General features: G+C 70.0%; 16 protein-coding genes and 2 pseudogenes. 11 read left to right on the top strand and 7 right to left on the bottom strand.

The window, feature by feature from the left end; genetic code table 11:
• The first annotated feature begins 45 nt into the window (after window positions 1–45).
• Window positions 46–834: an amidohydrolase family protein gene (locus tag GQF42_RS42095; RefSeq protein ID WP_158928878.1), complete on the top strand. Its 789-nt coding sequence runs from the start codon at window positions 46–48 to the stop codon at window positions 832–834.
• A 59-nt stretch (window positions 835–893) separates the two neighbouring features.
• On the opposite strand, the gene GQF42_RS42090 is transcribed toward GQF42_RS42095, so the two are convergent.
• Complete coding sequence (locus GQF42_RS42090; RefSeq protein ID WP_158928876.1) at window positions 894–1397, bottom strand: MarR family winged helix-turn-helix transcriptional regulator; 504 nt, start codon at window positions 1395–1397, stop codon at window positions 894–896.
• A gap of 246 nt (window positions 1398–1643) precedes the next feature.
• Between GQF42_RS42090 and GQF42_RS42085 the strand changes: the two genes are divergently transcribed.
• The gene (locus GQF42_RS42085; protein WP_158928874.1) at window positions 1644–2198 is read left to right on the top strand and encodes an MBL fold metallo-hydrolase; all 555 of its coding nucleotides are present in this window, start codon (window positions 1644–1646) and stop codon (window positions 2196–2198) included.
• A 1332-nt stretch (window positions 2199–3530) separates the two neighbouring features.
• Window positions 3531–4097 (top strand): hypothetical protein, encoded by a 567-nt coding sequence (locus GQF42_RS42080; RefSeq protein ID WP_158928872.1) that lies wholly within the window; start codon window positions 3531–3533, stop codon window positions 4095–4097.
• A gap of 434 nt (window positions 4098–4531) precedes the next feature.
• Here GQF42_RS42080 and GQF42_RS42075 read toward each other — a convergent pair whose 3' ends face one another.
• Complete coding sequence (locus GQF42_RS42075) at window positions 4532–5053, bottom strand: DoxX family protein (protein ID WP_158931249.1); 522 nt, start codon at window positions 5051–5053, stop codon at window positions 4532–4534.
• Window positions 5054–5333: 280 nt separating this feature from the next.
• Complete coding sequence (locus GQF42_RS42070) at window positions 5334–6467, bottom strand: FAD-dependent oxidoreductase (RefSeq protein WP_158928870.1); 1134 nt, start codon at window positions 6465–6467, stop codon at window positions 5334–5336.
• Window positions 6468–6606: 139 nt separating this feature from the next.
• Here GQF42_RS42070 and GQF42_RS42065 point away from each other — a divergent pair, with 139 nt between their 5' ends.
• The 3 genes from GQF42_RS42065 (at window position 6607) to GQF42_RS42055 (ending at window position 9050) form a co-directional block, all read left to right on the top strand.
• Window positions 6607–7290, top strand: coding sequence for a TetR/AcrR family transcriptional regulator (locus tag GQF42_RS42065; RefSeq protein ID WP_158928868.1), 684 nt, complete (start codon window positions 6607–6609; stop codon window positions 7288–7290).
• A 706-nt stretch (window positions 7291–7996) separates the two neighbouring features.
• Window positions 7997–8413 carry a hypothetical protein gene (locus tag GQF42_RS42060; RefSeq protein WP_158928866.1) on the top strand — a complete coding sequence of 139 codons (417 nt, stop codon included), beginning with the start codon at window positions 7997–7999 and terminating at the stop codon, window positions 8411–8413.
• Between the two features lie 277 nt (window positions 8414–8690).
• On the top strand, window positions 8691–9050 hold the full coding sequence (locus GQF42_RS42055) for a hypothetical protein (RefSeq protein ID WP_158931247.1): 360 nt from the start codon (window positions 8691–8693) through the stop codon (window positions 9048–9050).
• A gap of 71 nt (window positions 9051–9121) precedes the next feature.
• Here GQF42_RS42055 and GQF42_RS47390 read toward each other — a convergent pair whose 3' ends face one another.
• The 3 genes and pseudogenes from GQF42_RS47390 to GQF42_RS42045 form a co-directional block, all read right to left on the bottom strand.
• Window positions 9122–9340: a hypothetical protein gene (locus GQF42_RS47390; protein ID WP_325100400.1), complete on the bottom strand. Its 219-nt coding sequence runs from the start codon at window positions 9338–9340 to the stop codon at window positions 9122–9124.
• Window positions 9341–9647: 307 nt separating this feature from the next.
• Window positions 9648–9809, bottom strand: a pseudogene (locus GQF42_RS47385) (NAD(P)-binding domain-containing protein); the annotation flags it as partial.
• A 161-nt stretch (window positions 9810–9970) separates the two neighbouring features.
• Window positions 9971–10329: pseudogene (locus GQF42_RS42045) on the bottom strand (winged helix-turn-helix transcriptional regulator); the annotation flags it as partial.
• 116 nt (window positions 10330–10445) lie between these two features.
• Between GQF42_RS42045 and GQF42_RS46535 the strand changes: the two are divergent.
• Window positions 10446–11165: a hypothetical protein gene (locus GQF42_RS46535; RefSeq protein WP_233273677.1), complete on the top strand. Its 720-nt coding sequence runs from the start codon at window positions 10446–10448 to the stop codon at window positions 11163–11165.
• 490 nt (window positions 11166–11655) lie between these two features.
• Entirely contained in the window at window positions 11656–12195 is a 540-nt protein-coding gene (locus GQF42_RS42035) for a hypothetical protein (RefSeq protein WP_233273676.1), read from the top strand.
• A 457-nt stretch (window positions 12196–12652) separates the two neighbouring features.
• On the opposite strand, the gene GQF42_RS42030 is transcribed toward GQF42_RS42035, so the two are convergent.
• Window positions 12653–13378: a TetR/AcrR family transcriptional regulator gene (locus tag GQF42_RS42030; RefSeq protein WP_158928864.1), complete on the bottom strand. Its 726-nt coding sequence runs from the start codon at window positions 13376–13378 to the stop codon at window positions 12653–12655.
• 86 nt (window positions 13379–13464) lie between these two features.
• Between GQF42_RS42030 and GQF42_RS42025 the strand changes: the two genes are divergently transcribed.
• From GQF42_RS42025 to GQF42_RS42015, 3 genes are all read left to right on the top strand, one after another.
• Complete coding sequence (locus GQF42_RS42025) at window positions 13465–15048, top strand: FAD-dependent monooxygenase (RefSeq protein WP_158931243.1); 1584 nt, start codon at window positions 13465–13467, stop codon at window positions 15046–15048.
• Window positions 15049–15274: 226 nt separating this feature from the next.
• Window positions 15275–15682, top strand: coding sequence for a nuclear transport factor 2 family protein (locus GQF42_RS42020; RefSeq protein WP_233273675.1), 408 nt, complete (start codon window positions 15275–15277; stop codon window positions 15680–15682).
• 256 nt (window positions 15683–15938) lie between these two features.
• A complete protein-coding gene (locus GQF42_RS42015) occupies window positions 15939–16376 on the top strand; it encodes a GNAT family N-acetyltransferase (RefSeq protein WP_158928862.1) in 438 nt (145 codons plus the stop codon).
• The last annotated feature ends 107 nt before the right edge of the window (window positions 16377–16483 follow it).

Here is a 16483-nt window from a genome sequence, read left to right as displayed (position 1 = left end):
CGGTCGGCCGCATTCCGTGCCGGTCGTCGAGAAGGGAGTGACCCGTTGATCATCGATGCGCACAGCCACGTCCACGACCCCGTCGAGGCGCATGTGGGGCTGCTGGACGAGGCCGGGGTCGACCGTGCCGTACTGTTCGCCACCCGCCCGCACCCCGAGCGGGCGGGTGACCTTTCCTCGCTGCGTCGGGAGATGGCAATCCTGGACGAGGCCGTCGGAGGCCGGGCCGGCACTGTCGAGGGGTATCGCGGCGCATGGCGGGAGTTGGACGCGGCACTCGCCGCGCGGCCGGAGCGGTTCATCGGCTTCCTGTCCGTACCGCTGGACCTCGAGCCGGACCAGATCGCCGCGGTCGTGGAACGCGAGGTCGTCGGGCGCGGGCTGCACGGGATCGGCGAGTTGACGCCGCCGCCGGGACGGGCAGGGTTGATCGAGCCAGTGCTCCGGGCGGCGGCCGATCACGGCCGGCTGCCTGTGGTCGTGCACGGATTCGCCCCGACCACGGCGGACGATCTGACGACGCTGTCGGCACTCGCCCGCCGCCATCCGACGGTTCCGTTGGTGGTCAGCCAGCTCGGGGGGCTGAACTGGATGCAAGCGGTGGAGCTGGTACGCGACACTCCGAGCATGTACCTGGAGCTGTCGACGGCCAACATCGTCTTCGCCGTCCGGCTGGCCATCAAGGAGATTCCGGACCGGACCCTGTTCGGATCGGACGCCCCCTACGGCGACCCGGTCCTTGCCCGGGCCCTGGTGGAGCGCGTCACCGGCCCGGGCGAGGTACGCGACCGGGTGCTCGGCGGGACGATCGCCGAACTGGTCGGGTTCGCCTGACGCAGCCGCCCCCGCCACTTGCGGACGCAGCAGTGCCGGCAGGCGTGCGGGGCGGTCCGCTATTTCTCACTTCTGGGCGAGCCGGCCGACGCTGTCGCCGGGAAGCGAGAGGCCAACGCGTCGCCGCCTGCGGTGCCGTGGAGGAGCCGGCGCAGCAGGTCGGCGAGCCTGTGCAGTTCCTCGGGTGACAGGCGGTCCGTCATGAACGCGGTGAGTTCGGTGGTTGCCACGCCCAGCCGCTCTGTCAGTTCTTCACCGTCGCGGGTGAGCGAGAGCAGCACGGCGCGCTTGTCCTGAGGGCTCGGCATGCGTGCGACCAGATCGGCGCGGACCAGGGAGTCGACGAGGCGGCTGGGGCTGCCTGCCTCGCAGACAAGAAGCCGACCCAGCTCGGCGAGGGTGAGTTCACCCCGGCTGCGGAGCACGTCCAGCACTTCGGCCTGGGCCGGGGTCAGGCTCAGGGACCTTAGTGCGGCGGCCAGTCTGCGGCTGCCTTCACGCTGGCCGGCGAGGATGAGATAGCGGACCTCGTCCTGCAGGGTGTGCCGGGGTGCGGGGTTCATGGGTCTCCTCGTGCGCTGTCCGGAGGGGGCACGGGGCGGGCCGGTTCGTCCGGGCCCCGCTGGGGACCGGCGCCGCGACCCTGACCTTCGGCGGCGCAGAGCGCCTGATGCTCCCGCTGCCGGTCGGCGACCTGGAGGCCGCCCGGCGAGCCGGCGGAGCGCGGGACGTCATCCCCTACGGTCCCGCACCCGCCGACCGCGCCGCGCGGGCTGCTGCCGACCGCACGTACGCGTATCCCGAGGCTGGTGACCCACGGCCACCTCGACCACTTCGGGCTCGCGCAGCGGGTCAGCTCGCAGGGCGGCGCAGCGGTGTGGATCCATGCCGCCGACGCCCCGATCCTGAAGACACCCGGACGGACCCGCCGGCACTGGAAGCCCGAACGCGCGCCGGCCCGCTACGCGCTACGCCGACCCTCCGCTCTGCGCGCGCCGCTGCACCTGGCGCGTTCCGGCGCCCTGAACACGTCCGCGGTCCCCGTTCTGCGATCGTTCCGGGATGGCGAGCTGCTCGACGTACCCGGACGCCCGAAGGCGCTGCGCACTTCCGGCCACACCGCCGGGAGCACGACGTTCCTGTCGAGCGGCCCTGCCGTAGCCTTCAGGGGCGACGCGCTGGTCACCGAGGGCAGCATCACCGGCCATCGGGGTCCGTGTCTGATCTGCCGAGCGTTCACCCCGGACAGCGCAGCCGTCCGTGAGTCACTGGGAACCCTGGGCACGCTCGACGCGCGGCGAGCCGGGAGGCACGCTCGTCCTCCTCCGCGATGGCCGCGAGGACGCGGTAGTGCGCGAGGCTGACGTCACCCGCGGCGCGTTCCAGCCGCCGGGTGAGCAGGCTGAGGGCGCGCACCGCCCTGTGGCGCCTTCCACGGCGACCAGTTCCCCTACGGTGGCAACCGGCTCACCCACCCACCACGGCACCGGGCACGTTCGACGTTCCAGGGCGGGCGGCGGGCTGCGCGGCCCACCGCAGTGTCGGCGACGCCGTCCGACCGCCGGCGGCCTCGAGTCGTGGGACGTGCACGTGGCGACTTATCACGTCGGCGTGCGGGCCACCCTCGTCGAACTCGGCGCCGTGCGCGACGACGACCCGCGCTGGATCGCCGAGACGATGCCGACGACGCGCGCCGTGAACGGGCGCGCACAGGGAAAAGGCCGACCTCGTCACCGAGACCCGCCACAGCGTCGTTCGGGGAGTTGAGGGCGAGTACCAGCAGGTGATCGGTGCCCCACAGGCACGCCGGTCCTTGGGATCGGCATCCGCCGACAGCAGGCCACGCAGCACACCGTGCAACCGCTCTCCGGTCGTGGGTGTCGCACCTTCGTCGACCAAAGCGGGCGCACATGCCAGATGGCCGTCGGCGAGAGCGGGCGCGCATGTCCTGCAACGCCGGGCACAAGTGCCCGGCCTGCCGGCGGTACCGGGGCGAGGGGCCGCCGATCGACGGCCCCGCCGAGCCGCACGAGGTCGGCGTCGAGCACGCCCCCGACCAACGAGCGCACCGTGCGGCGTGGCCATTTCCGACTCCCTGAAGACGGCTCACATCCGAGGGTTCCGGCGCCTCACTGTCGGCACTCCCCGCCGCCCGCCTGCCCGGTGTCACCCGCCCCGCCGGGGCACGTCCACGAAGAGCCGCACGTCACAGACGCCTCAGACGTTGCAAACGCAGAGGTCGCAGACGCCACTGATGCCAACGGCACGCTGCGCACCGCAGACTGACCGAGCAGCACGGAACGCCATCCCGGCCGGCCTGCCTGCCAAGCTCCTGGGCAGGACGCACTCCACGGCGCACGTCCACGGGCCGACGACGCCGCTCCCCCTCTAAGGCCGCCCCCCTAACACGACTCGCGCCCGGCGATTTGCAGCGACACGCCACATTCGATGGGCGGACGAGGCATTCGAAGGGTGGACAAGTGCCGATAGATCCCTCGGACGGATTAATAGTATGTCAATACGCCTTTATTTCTCGGGATTTGACATCGCGCTTACATGGCCGGCGAGCCCGAACATACCCCCTTTCGGCCCCCTGCCGCGATCTTCCGATATGACCGATATGACAGCCGTAGGTACGTTTGATCGCAGTCGGCTGACGAGCCGGCATCTCCGAGATACCCGACAGGAGAAGCGACATGAAGCTCGCCCGTTCCACCATGGTGACCGCCACTGCCGGAGCCGCCGCGGCACTTGCCGTCACTGGCATCACCTACGCCTCGGCTTCCTCAGCCCCCGTGCCCCAGGCAGCCCCGGCCGCAGTCGCCCAGGCCCCCCAGACGGCCCCGGCTCCGGCCGCCGCCCCCCTCGGCGGCGACTCCGGGCAGGGCACCGAAAGCAAGGGCACCGAAAGCAAGGGCAACGAAGGCAAGGGCAACGAAGGCGGCGGCGGAGGCCGACGCGAAGAGGGCCGACGCCACGAGGAAGGCCGGATCCTGGTCAACGAGCGGTCCTACTCCGCTCACGCGGGTGACTGCATCACCGTCATCAGCGGCCTCGGCGCCAAGACCCTGAACGTCCGCAACGAGACCCACGAGCGCGTGGAGGTCTTCCGCGGGGTCGTCTGCGACAACGGCGCCCCCATCGCCACCGTCGGCCCCCACAGCTCCAGCTTCGGAGTCGACGACCTCCACGTCAAGGACGGCGTCCACGTCAAGAACGGCATCGTCGCCAGCTTCCGCGTGGTCTGCCGCCACGAGGACTAGCCCCAAACCGACACCACCATCGGCACACGATATGGAGCCCCGGCCCGCCGGAATCGGGCCGGGGACCCCACCCCACCCTTGACCATCAAATCCACCCACCAAACACACTCCCCCAGACCCGGACACCAGACGCCACGCCCCCGGTGCCCGGGCAACGCTCTGTGTTGCTCCGGCAACGCCAGGGGCGACCTTTGCGCGAGGGCGAGGGGGCCGTGCATCGGGCCGGTCACACCGTAGGGCCACGACAGCTTTCCCGTACCGGCGGGGCTTTGAGACGTCCGCCCGAGGAAAGCCGGCGGCAGCATCACCCGCGCACGCGCACGCGCGAATCGTCACGCCGCTCCGCGTGCGGGCGTCCTCTTGGGGTCCTGGAGGGGCGAGTCACCGGGGGACGCCGGAGGCGGTCGATCACCCTGATCGTCGGCCCCGTGCTCTCACAGGCTCAGCGTGATCGCGGCGGCGACGCCGCCGAGGCCAAGGGCGAGGCCGGCCTCGGGCCAGCCGCCGGCGCCCCACGGAAAGAACCGGTCGAAGGCCAGCCGACCTGGACCGATCATGGCGATGGCCAAGGCACTGATGGCGATGCAGACGCTGTACTCCACACCACCGTCCGTATCCCACAGCCCGTGGGCCCCGGTGACGGTTGCCATGGCGTTGATCATCACGCCGATCAGAGCGGCGGCTGCGAGGGGGGTGAACAGCCCGGCGGCCAGGCCGAGGCCGCCGAGGAATTCGGAGAGGCCGCCGATCACCGCATAGACCCTGCCCGGGTGGTAGCCCAGGGCGTCGAATCCTCTGCCGGTTGCCGCCAGCCCCTGCCCCCCGAACAGGCCGAAGAGCTTCTGCGAGCCGTGTCCGGCCATCAGCAGTCCGAAGGTCAGCCTGATCAGCAGAAGTCCCCAGTCGCCGGCGGACGGTCCTGGTGCGAGGGCACTCCGCCGTGCAGCCGCCTGCATGAACCCCGAAGGCCCCTTCGTGTTGCGCTCGCTCATCTGAGTGCTCCGGTACGGACGCCGAAACGAACGTTGAGCGCCTGTCTGCACAGGCATCGCCGCACCGCCGCAAGCGGTGCGAAACCGCGCTTGGCACGGGTTCATACGTCCCGCTACCGATACTTCCGCAACAGCAGTGGCCTCGCACATCGGACGACCTGCGCAGAGGCCGCACAACCGCCGGGCTCAGGTGGCAGGCCCTGGCCGGTGTGCCGATCGTTCCGAGCCCCACGCAACGAGTGCCTCATCGGGGCTGTTCGTGTCCGGTGAGCATGTCGACCAGGCTGTGGGGCGCTTCGAGGCCGAAGAGGATCTCGTGGAGCTGCGCGCCTTCGGTGGCAGCCGCGACACTGCGGGGGAACAGGGCCTGCTCGTAATCCATGAGCGCGGCCTCGACGTCGTGCGGGCGCGACACGATGGCCCTGCCGAGTTCGGCGCCGTCATACATGGCCAGGTTGGCGCCGTCGCCGTTCGGGGCCGAGAGGTGGGCAGCGTCGCCGAGCAGAGTGACCCCCGGCACCCGATCCCACCGGTGCTCGATCGGCAGCGCGTTGAGGGGGCGCAGGACCGGCGTGGTGTCGCTGTCGGTGATCAGTGCAGTCAGCTCCGGCGCCCAGCCGTCGAACTCCTGCACGATCCGCGCGGTCGCCGTGGCGGAATCGGTGAAATCGATACCGGCGAACCAGCCCTGCGGCCTGGAGAGCGCCGCGTATGTGTGGAGGGTCCCGCCGCTCTCCCGATGAGCCTGGATCCCCTTCCCCGGCGCGAGAGCGAAGAGCGATCCCCCGCCCACCGCTTTCGCGCCGGCAGGGTGCCGGGTGTCGGCGTCGAACAGATAGGTCTCGATGTACGACCTGCCGACGTACTCGGGGGTCGCATCGGAGACCAGGGGCCGGACCCGTGACCACGCACCGTCCGCGCCGACCAGCAGGCTCGTACCGACGGTGGTGCCGTCGACGAAGGTCACCGCGTGGCGGCCCTCGCCGAGGGCATGGACACCACGCACCTTGTACCCCCACCGGACGGTGCCTGCCGGGAGTGAGTCGAGCAGGATCCGGCGCAGTTCGCCGCGCTGCACTTCGGGGCGTCCGCCCGTGCCGTCGTCGGGTTCGTCGAGCAGAACGGTCCCGTCCCGGTTGAGGACGCGTGTGGCCTGGCGGCCCTCCAGGACGAGGCCACGGAACTCCTCGAGCAGGCCTGCGGCCTGGAGCGCCGGTTGGCCATTGTGGTCGTGGACGTCGAGCATCCCGCCCTGCGCGCGCGCCGTCGGGGAGGGCTCCGCCTCGTAGACCGTGGCCGGGATTCCGTGGACGTGCAGGACACGGGCGAGCGTGAGGCCGCCGAGTCCGGCGCCGATGATCGTGACCGGAGTGGTCATGGTGCTTCCTTCCTGGTCGCGGACCGCTGGGCGCACACCCGGCAGGTCATGCTGGAACGTCGTTCCAGAGGCAAGACTGGAACGGCATTCCATGCGCTGTCAAGCTGGAACGACGTTCCAGGATGCTTAGAATGCAGGCATGGCAACCAGGACTCGCCGTCCCGAGCGGCGGCAGGAACCTCTTTCCCGAGAGCGCATCGTCAGCGCCGCCGTCGAGCTTCTCGACACGGTGGGCGAGAGCGGTCTCACGTTCCGCGCACTGGCCGAGCGCCTTGCCACCGGCCCGGGGGCGATCTACTGGCACGTCTCGGGCAAGACCGAACTCCTCGCCGCCGCCACCGACGCTGTCGTCGCCACCACGGTCACCGAAGACGAGACCGACGCGACGCCGTGGAATGCGATCCGCGCCCTCGCGCTCGGCGTGTTCGACGCGATCGAGGCCCACCCATGGGTCGGCACGCAGCTCACCCAGGCACCCCCGCAGTCGCCGATGCTCCACATCTTCGAGCGCATCGGACGCCAGGTCCAGGCGCTCCAAGTGCCCGAAGCCGCCCAGTTCACGGCAGCGTCCGCGCTGATGAGCTACATCCTCGGAGTGGCGGGCCAGAACGCCGCCAACACCCGGACGCTCCAGCCGGGCACGGACCGGACCGAGTTCCTCGACGCCGTGGCGACGGCATGGGAAGAACTCGATCCCGACCAGTACGCGTTCACCCGCAGCGTCGCCGGCCGGCTGCGCAAGCACGACGACCGAGCAGAGTTCCTCGCCGGCATCGACCTCATCCTCACCGGAATCTCCGCTCGTCAGCAGCCGACCGCCTGACCCACACCCTCACAACGGGCATCCGTTGGCCGTCGCCGAGGCATCCGCACACGGCCACACGGTCTGCGGTCAGCAGTCCACCGTCGTCGGAACGGCTCGACGCGCCACGAGTGGGAGGCGGCTCCGGAGACGATCCTGACCACGTCGATGTGCTCGACATGAGCAACGGCGGCGGCGTCGCCGGCCTCACGCAACGGCTCGACCCTCCACGCTCCATCATCACGGCCCCATGGATCAGTTGCGTCAAGGTGCGCCCAGGGCGGGACGTGGGTCACGTTCTCGTCGGTGGCCGCCGGATCGAGAGTCCGCGGGACCGCAGGCTCATCGCTGTGTGGACATCCCCCTACCTCAGCCGCGGAGCCCGTCCTGTCGTCGTGGCCCTGGGACGAGACGGCGCTGAACTCTCCCGCATCGGCCCCTATGACAGCCTGGACACTCATACCTGGGCACGGTGGGGACAGGAGTCGTAACCGGCCTGCATCGTGGGCACAGCCGCTACGGGACAATCGTCCGTCACCCCACGATCGTCCTCGGTACGGCGTCCCCGCAGAAGTGCGCTGTGCGCCAAGTCGAGTGCGCTGTGCGCTCATGACGCTGTAGTTACTCAATTGGGACGCTTTATGACACGCAAGGCCCGGCGGCCCGGCGGTCTTCGCAGACGCTCGGCCGCCGCCGGCTGTCACTCACCGACTGAAGGACGAATCCCATGCGCAAGAAGATGGTGGCCATGGCCCTCGCAGGGGGCGCACTCGTCGCACTCGCCGGCAACGCGCAGGGCGCTTCCGCCGCCTCGCAGGCTCCGCAGACCCGTTACACGCAGATCTGGCACGGCACCCACTCCGCGGCCGGCTACTGGTCCACCGGCGACTTCGTCCCCCACAGGTCCCGCTGGCTGGCGACGAACTTCGGTTGCTACGGCCACGACGGAGCCAAGATCAAGGCCGAGATCGTCCGCACCAGGGACCGCCACGTCATGAACCACAGCGGCTACATGTACTGCAACAACGGCGAACAGCACAGGCTGGACGCCACCGTCTCCACAGGCACGTCGTACTACATGCGGCTGTACGTGAACGGGAAGAAGCACAGCATGTACGCAAAGACGTACGAGGTGTTCCGTTGATCCCTGTTCACGTGGTCTCACTTCACGTGATCCCTGATGCGGCATCACCTTGCCGTGGTCGCCGGCCGGCGGCGGTGCCGTACACGCCGTACCTGCCGGGCCAGCGCCTGGTCGGGGTCGGCTGAGCGGCGCTGTCCCGGTGGCTGACCACGGTGCTCGCAGCAGTGCCTGCTGGATGCCACGGCGTTCGAAACGGGGTGGCCGCCGTAGGTGCGCCCTCGGTAGCGTCGGGCTTCTCCCGGCCGGCCGCACCGGCGGCTGCCTCGTCCAGAGAGCGATTCGCGCGACCACCCGGCAAGCAACAACGACCCTGTGGCGCCCGACCCGCCCCGGGGAACTGGAGCTGGTGCGCGAGCTGGACTGGCGTGCCTGGCCGCCCCGGCTTCCCGAGCAGCCGATCTTCTACCCGGTCCTCAACGAGGACTACGCCATCAAGATCGCTCGAGACTGGAACGTCCGGCACGACGGCGCCGGCTTCGTCACCCGGTTCGACGTCGACTCCGACTTCCTGCGCAGGTATCCGGTCCGGCAGGCAGGCGGACGCACGATCCTTGAGCTGTGGGTACCGGCCGGGGAGCTGGACGAGTTCAACGCTCACATCGTCGGCGAGATCGAGTTGGTTCACGAGTTCCACTGAGCGGAGCAGACTCCGGTCTGTGCACGAGGTCCGGTTCAGGCTCGGATCCCGGACACGCACACGGCGCCGCGTCAGGACGGCACGACGCCCGCGCGTACCGGCCCGCGCACCACGTCGGCGACCAGCTCTCGTACCCGCTCGGCCGAAACGGGCCGGCCGGGGTCCTCCGAGATCCGCTGGAACCATTCCTTGGCCCCGAGCCCTGCGGGTGCCGGTCCGAGGTACGGCTCGACGTAGACCGGGGTGATCGGTTCGCTGCGCCGGCTGTCGGCGAGCGTACCGATGTCCACCGCGTCGTAGCCGAGGACATCCAGCAGGTGCGTGGCGTCCTTCTTGGCGCGGGCGTCGTCTCCGGCGATGGGCAGGGCGCTGCCGTCGGGCCGCCCCGGTGGCCCGGGCGAGCGTGAACAGTCGGTGGGCGCCGATGTTGTTGAACGCTTTGACCACGGATGCGCCCACCAGGTGCCGCTGCACCAGGGCGCTGGAGGTGACCTCGTCGGCGTCCAGTTCGGCCATGCGGCCGTCGCGCTGTGGGTAGTAGTTCATGGTGTCCAGCACGGTCTTGCCGTTCAGCGCGTCTGCGGGAATCCGGTCGTAGGCGACCAACGGGATCGTCGCCACCACCAGGTCACCGGCTCGGGCCGCTTCGGCGGGGGTGGCCGCACGGGCCCGGTCGCCGAGCGAGTCCACCAGGTCGGCGAGGGTTTCGGGGCCGCGCGAGTTGCTGAGGACGACGTCGAACCCCGCGGCTACGGCCAGCCGGGCGAGGCTCGTTCCGATCGATCCACTGCCGATGAGGCCAAGGGTGTGGGTCCCTGCTTTCTCCAGGTGCGATGGTGAGAGCTGCCGCTGGGCAGCCGCGACGGGAACAGGGGGGACGACGCCGCTCCCGAGGCCGGATCAGGCGCCCGGTCCGGGCGCTACGCCGTCGTCCCTGTCGTCTGCGGTCGGTTCGGCACGTGCCGCTTCCTGTCCAGTTCGTCATAGCGTGCCCGCATCGGCACACTGGCGGCCGGGCCGGCGGTGAACACGTAGGCGTCGCTGTCATCGAGACGCTCGCCGGTTCGACCTCCTGGCCGGTCTCGGCGTCCGCGAGGATCATCGAGCGATCGCCGGGGGCCAGGTGCTGGTTGCCCCAGGCGGCCAGGGCGACGATCACGGGTCGCAGGGAGCGACCGCGCTCGGTGAGCACGTACTCGTGACGGACCGGGCTGGTCTGGTACGGGCGCCGTTCCAGCAGGCCGTCGGCCACCAGGGTCTTCAGCCGGGTGGTGAGCATGCGACGCCCGCGCGTACCGGCGCCGGGGCGGAGTGCGGTGTGGGTCCGGCCCTCGTCGTCGCCCTTTGCCGGTTCGGCCGGTCCGTCAGTCCAGCACCACACTTCAAGAGGCACCCATGAAAACCTGGTTCGTCACCGGCGGCACACCCGGCGGATTCGGCATGGCCTACGCCGAGGCCGCCCTGGCGGCCGGAGACCATGTCCCCCGGGCACGGCAGGTCCCCGCGCTCAACCACAACCCCGGCGCCACCCTTCCCCTACTGGACAAGCTGCACGCCGACGCCTCCGCGGACGTGCGCCGCTCGGTGGCCAACCACCTCAACGACATCTCACGCCTCGACGCCCTCCTGGCCACCGCGACCGCCGCACACTGGATGCACCACCCGGCGCCCACCACACCCGCCGTGGTCCGCCACGCCATGCGCACCCTCGTCAAGAAGGGCGACCCGCACGCGCTGAAGCTGGTCGGCTTCCACGGCAGCCCCGAGGACCTGAAGGTGGTGGGACCTCAGGTGGACAGCGCCAGGATCCCCCTGCACGGGACCCTCGACTTCACCGCGCGCGTCACCAACATCTCCGGCCACACGGTGTCCCTGGCCATCGACTATGTGATCCACCACGTGAAGGCGAACGGGCAACGGGTCCCCAAGGTGTTCAAGCTCGCCAAGCGCGGCCTGGCGCCGGGAGAATCCGCGGACGTGACCCGCCGGCACTCCTTCCGCCCCATCAGCACCCGGGTCCACTACCCGGGAACCCACGCCGTCGCGCTCCAGGTCAACGGCCGCCCATACGGCCTGGCGGAATTCGACCTCGGGGAGGCCGGGGAACCGTCCTGACCACGCCTCGTCACAGAAGTCAACAGCACGCCGTCACCCACGGATTGGCTGGGCACCACCGATCGCGATCCCAGGCATTCGGTGCGAAGCTCGGGTCAGGCCGCGCTGCTGCGCAGGTCCACTGACCGGCGACTCCTGCCCCCGGGACGGCCGGCTCGCGGCCACTCTGCGGTCGCCTGCCGGTCCATGCGGCTAGCGGACTGACACCGCCGACCCTTTAGCACGACTCACCTAGCAACCTTCGTAGCGACACGCCGACGGCAAGGGGTGAGCGGGTGTCAGTAGATCATCCGGACGGGCTAATAGTCTTTCAATATGCCTGCATTTCCGGTCACTTGAGATCCTGGCCGAACGTCAAACAGGCCCTGAAATACCCCGATCGGCGCTCCGGCGCCAGTATTCCGATATGACCGATATGACAGCCGTAGGTACGTTTGATCGCAGTCGGCTGACAGGCCGGCGTCTCGGAGAGATAGACAGGAGAAGCGACATGATGGTCGCCCGTTCCACTATGGTCACCGCCGCTGTTTCGGCCGCCGCAGCCCTGGCCGCGACCGGCATCACCTACGCTGCGGCCGCCCCCACCTCGGCACCGCAGGCGGCTCCGGCCGCTGCCGCCCCGGCCCCCGCCTCCGCCCCGTTCGGCGGCGACTCCGGGCAGGGCAAGAGCACCGAAAGCAAGGGCAACGAAGGCAAGGGCAACGAAGGCGGCGGCGGAGGCCGACGCGAAGAGGGCCGACGCCACGAGGAAGGCCGGATCCTGGTCAACGAGAGGTCCTACTCCGCTCACGCGGGTGACTGCATCACCGTCATCAGCGGCCTCGGCGCCAAGACCCTGAACGTCCGCAACGAGACCCACGAGCGCGTGGAGGTCTTCCGCGGGGTCGTCTGCGACAACGGCGCCCCCATCGCCACCGTCGGCCCCCACAGCTCCAGCTTCGGAGTCGACGACCTCCACGTCAAGGACGGCGTCCACGTCAAGAACGGCATCGTCGCCAGCTTCCGCGTGGTCTGCCGCCACGAGGACTAGCCCCAAACCAACAGCAGTACATGGGTCCCCGGCCCGCCGGAATCGGGCCGGGGACCCCAGTTACGGCCATTGTCCGGCTGCCCACACGCCGTGCACACCGTCGGGCCCGGGCACCAGGAGCCACGCTCCTGGTGTCCGGGCCGTCGGCCTTTCGTCCGCCGACCGACCCACCTGGGGATTCCCACCCGGACGCCACGTCCCCACACCCTCGCCGCCGGGCTCCCCTGTGGCGTTTGTCCACCCCCGAACGGGTGACAAGATGCGCTCGCAGCGCTGCGGGGACGGTCCCCGGGCTCCAGAGCGCCGCGAGCAATCGCACCGCCGGGCCCGCGCCACCACGGGCCGCCCGAACCAGCCCGCCCCCCCCCCCGGCTACACAGGCTCAGACCTGTTTCACAGCGCACACCTCTGCGGGCTGTCCGCCTCCCTGGACGAATCGCGGTGCACGTGATCTGGACTAATGGCGGTGGGCGAGGCCGTCGATCATGAGGGAGAGAGTGAAGTCGAACCGGTCGTAACCCTCGCCCGCGGTGAGTTCGGCGGCGTGGCGCGTGGTGTGGGGGAAGGTCTCGACCGGCAGGGCGGCGAACCGACGTAGCAGTTCGTCGCGGTCGAGGACCCAGACAGCGTCGTCACGGACGGACCGCTGACGCGCGATCGATGTCTCGAGGCAGTAGGCGGCCACGTACAGCAAAAGGGCGTCGATGGCCCAGGCGGCGGCCTGCGGGGAGACTCCGCCGGCGAGCAGGATCGACAGCATTCCTTCGCTGACGCGCAACGTCTCGAGGTCGGTGGGGGCCATGGCGAGCGCGGCGCGGGAGATCCCGGGGTACTTCAGGTACTGGTCACGCATCTGGCTGCACACGTCCCGGATCTGCTCCCGCCACACCTCAGGATCGGGCTCGGGCAGCACCAGCCCGGCACACAGCCGCCCGATGAGCAGCTCGTCGAGGTCGGCCTTGTTGACCACGTGGGCGTAGAGCGAGGCGGGTCCGGTGTCCAGGGCGCCGGCCAGGCGGCGCATGGTCAGTGCCTCGTACCCCTCGGTGGCGACGACGCCCAGGGCGGTGTCGATGACCTGTCCCACGGTGATCGGGGTCTTGCGGCGCCGCGGCCTGGGGTCGGCTGCAGCCTCGGGGGTCGGCGGCTGGTGGCGCGCCGTACGTCGCTCTCTGGGGTTCACCCGGCCATCATAACTTGACACGAACACTGTTCGTCGATAGAACACCGTTCGTGTCAATCAATGTGAACCAGAGCGTGGACCACAACATGGACGTCACCGTGGTCGGAGCCGGTCCGGTGGGCCTCGTGCTCGCCGCGGAGCTGGCGCTGTCCGGAGCGACGGTGCAGGTGCTCGAGCGCCGGGCCAAACCGGACGAGGCGATGAAGGCGGGGGCGATCAACGTGCCCACGGCCGAGGCACTCGACCGCCGTGGCCTGCTGCCTGCCGCCGAACAGGTGCAGCGGGAGATGCTCGAGCGGGTGGGATCGTTCGCTCGCATGGTCGACAAGCAACGGCCCGGTACCGGCCGGCAGGGGCCTGATACGCGGTTCACCGGCCACTTCGCGGGGATGATCCTCGACGCCGACCTGGTGGACTGGTCCGATGCCGACTTCGCCGCGCACGCCGCGGCAGCCGGAGCCCGGATGGTGCCGCAGCGCGAGCTGGAGGTGCTACTGGCCGAGCATGTCGCGCGACTCGGCGTACCGGTACGTCGCGGGGTGGAGGTCACCACGCTCGAGAACACCGGCGACGGCGTGCTCATCGGCACCACCGCCGGCCCGGTGCGCACCGGGTGGCTGGTCGGATGCGACGGCGGACGCAGCACCGTGCGCCGCCTCGCGGGCATCGACTTCCCCGGCACCGACCCCGAACTCACCGGACACCTCGCGGTCGTCGACATCGCCGACCCGGAGAAGCTCGCGAACGGATGGGCGTGGTCGACCCGGGGGGCGTACCGCTCCGGGCCACAGCCCGGGCGAGTGGTCACCGTGGAGTTCGACGGCACGCCCGCCACCCTCCCGCACGCGCGGCCCCGCTCGCGCGGGGGGAGCCCCGTGGCGCCGGTGACCCTTGAGGAGGTGCAGACCAGTCTGCGCCGGGTCTCGGGCACCGACGTCACGCTGACCGCGCTGCGCGGCACCGCGACCCGTTGGAGCGACAACGCCCGCCAAGCCGCGAACTACCGGTCGGGGCGGGTACTGCTGGCCGGCGACGCCGCACACGTGCACTCGCCGTTCGGTGGCCAGGGGCTCAATCTAGGGGTCGGCGACGCGATGAACCTCGGTTGGAAGCTCGGTGCCGTGGTGGCCGGCTGGGCACCCGAAGGGCTGCTCGACACCTACGACGCCGAGCGTCGTCCCCTCGGCGCCTGGGTGCTGGACTGGACACGGGCCCAGAGCGGGGTGATGCGCGGGGACGCCAAGTCGGCCGCGCTCCGGGAGGTCGTCGCCGATCTGCTGGCCACTCGGGAGGGCACGACCCACGCGGTCAAGAAGATCTCCGGTGTCACGCAGCGCATCGACCTGTCGGGCGACCACCCGCTGGTCGGACGGTTCGTCCCCGACCTGTGGCTGACGGACGGCTCCCGTCTGGTCGACCACGGCCACAGCGGCGGATTCCTGCTGCTCGACCGCACCGCGGACGGCGCGTTCGCCTGCCTCGCTGCAGCCTGGTCGGGGCGCGTGAGCTGCGTGACCGACGACCACGCGAGCCCGACGGGGGTGTTGGTACGCCCGGACGGGGTGGTCGCCTGGGCCACCGACGTCGCCGACATCGCCGGGCTCGAAGCCGCCCTGCACCAATGGGCCGGTGCACCGTCGTCCTGCCCCGAGCGCGCGCCGGTGAGTTGACCCGCTCCCCGTCTCGTCCTCGGCCGATGCACCGACGGATGCCGTCGATCATCCACGTCATCCCGAATCCCGGAGGTCCCAACGGGCTGACGTCCCCTGGTAGTTGGTACCGCGTACGGCCCAGCTCGGCCGTCAGGTGAGCCGATCACCAAATGACGTTGACGTACGACTGGTTCGGAACGTTACATGCGGTGTACCCGCTTCTTGCCGAATGGGAGGACCTCTGGTGACCGCCGCCACGCGTGAGGTGTTCGAGCGCTACCATGCCTGCTGGGAGGCCCGCGATCCTGACCGGATCGCCGAACTCCACACGCCCGACTCGGTGTTCCATCTCCACTCGGGCCAGGACCCCGTACGGGGCCGGGCTGCCATCCGGGAGGCGGCGGCCGGGATGTTCTCGCTCGTCCCGGACCTGGCCTTCGAGTTCGTCTCACTCCGCACCGGTGAGGACTTCTGGGTGGTCCAGTGGAAGCTGACCGGGACGGCCGTCTCCGGTGCCACGGTCGACGTCGCTCTCGCAGACTTCGTACTGGTCGAGAACGGTGCCGTCAAGGAGAAGCACTCCTACGTGGACGGGGTGGCCATGCAGGCCGCTCTCACACCTCCTGAGGCAGCTGAGGCACGGACTCACTGAGAACGGGTCATATCGACGACGAAGCTCCCGGCAGGCGGTGGCGCGAGGCCGACGACGGCATTGCCCACCTGAACTCGGCGCGGCAGCGGGACGAGGTGTCCGCCCGGTCATCAGCGCGGAAGGGCATGACCGCTTCCGCGGCATGACGACGATCAACCATGCTGTCCGGCCACCACGGCGAACAGAACAGCCGCCGCGCCGAGAACGAGCAGGTGAGCGGGGCCGGCGATCCACAACCGTCGGTTAGGCTCCGCGCATGGACGTCCGTGTAGACATCGTCAGGGAAGCCGACCCGGAACTCGTCGACGCCTTTGGTCGGCTGTTGCCTCAACTGTCCTCGACGGCGAAGCCTCTCGATCACCAAGCGGTCCACCGGATGGTGACGTGCGACGCCAACACGGTGCTCGTCGCCCGGACGTCCGAGGCGATCGTCGGGACGTTGACGCTGGTGTTGTTGCCCTTGCCGTCTGGATTGCGCGCCCGCGTCGAGGACGTGGTCGTCGACAGTGCGGCGCGCGGTCAGGGAGTGGCCGGCCGTCTCACTCAGGAGGCCTTGCGGATTGCTCAGGAGGCGGGCGCCCGGACTGTCGATCTCACCTCCCGGCCGGACCGAGTGGCAGCCAACCGGCTCTACGAGCGTCTCGGCTTCCGAGTCAGGCAGTCGACCGTCTATCGCCGCCCGCTCGACGGGTAGCGCACGCGGCGACACGTCATGGCTTGCTGGGAAGCCCTGGTTGGTTTCCCAGGGGAGGGAGTCTCGTTTCTTCCCATCGGTGAGGGGGATTTCCTGCGGGTCTTCAC

The sequence above is a fragment of the Streptomyces broussonetiae genome (genome assembly GCF_009796285.1).
GTDB classification, from domain to species: Bacteria; Actinomycetota; Actinomycetes; order Streptomycetales; family Streptomycetaceae; genus Streptomyces; species Streptomyces broussonetiae.
This window is presented reverse-complemented; position numbering and strand designations above follow the sequence as displayed.

What these genes read in the sequence shown, in the direction of transcription:
- GQF42_RS42090 (WP_158928876.1), bottom strand. Translation starts at nt 1,397, where the DNA reads ATGAACCCCGCACCCCGGCACACCCTGCAGGACGAGGTCCGCTATCTC.
- GQF42_RS42080 (WP_158928872.1), top strand. Translation starts at nt 3,531, where the DNA reads ATGAAGCTCGCCCGTTCCACCATGGTGACCGCCACTGCCGGAGCCGCC.
- GQF42_RS42075 (WP_158931249.1), bottom strand. Translation starts at nt 5,053, where the DNA reads ATGCAGGCGGCTGCACGGCGGAGTGCCCTCGCACCAGGACCGTCCGCC.
- GQF42_RS42070 (WP_158928870.1), bottom strand. Translation starts at nt 6,467, where the DNA reads ATGACCACTCCGGTCACGATCATCGGCGCCGGACTCGGCGGCCTCACG.
- GQF42_RS42065 (WP_158928868.1), top strand. Translation starts at nt 6,607, where the DNA reads ATGGCAACCAGGACTCGCCGTCCCGAGCGGCGGCAGGAACCTCTTTCC.
- GQF42_RS42060 (WP_158928866.1), top strand. Translation starts at nt 7,997, where the DNA reads ATGCGCAAGAAGATGGTGGCCATGGCCCTCGCAGGGGGCGCACTCGTC.
- GQF42_RS46535 (WP_233273677.1), top strand. Translation starts at nt 10,446, where the DNA reads ATGAAAACCTGGTTCGTCACCGGCGGCACACCCGGCGGATTCGGCATG.
- GQF42_RS42035 (WP_233273676.1), top strand. Translation starts at nt 11,656, where the DNA reads ATGATGGTCGCCCGTTCCACTATGGTCACCGCCGCTGTTTCGGCCGCC.
- GQF42_RS42025 (WP_158931243.1), top strand. Translation starts at nt 13,465, where the DNA reads ATGGACGTCACCGTGGTCGGAGCCGGTCCGGTGGGCCTCGTGCTCGCC.
- GQF42_RS42015 (WP_158928862.1), top strand. Translation starts at nt 15,939, where the DNA reads ATGGACGTCCGTGTAGACATCGTCAGGGAAGCCGACCCGGAACTCGTC.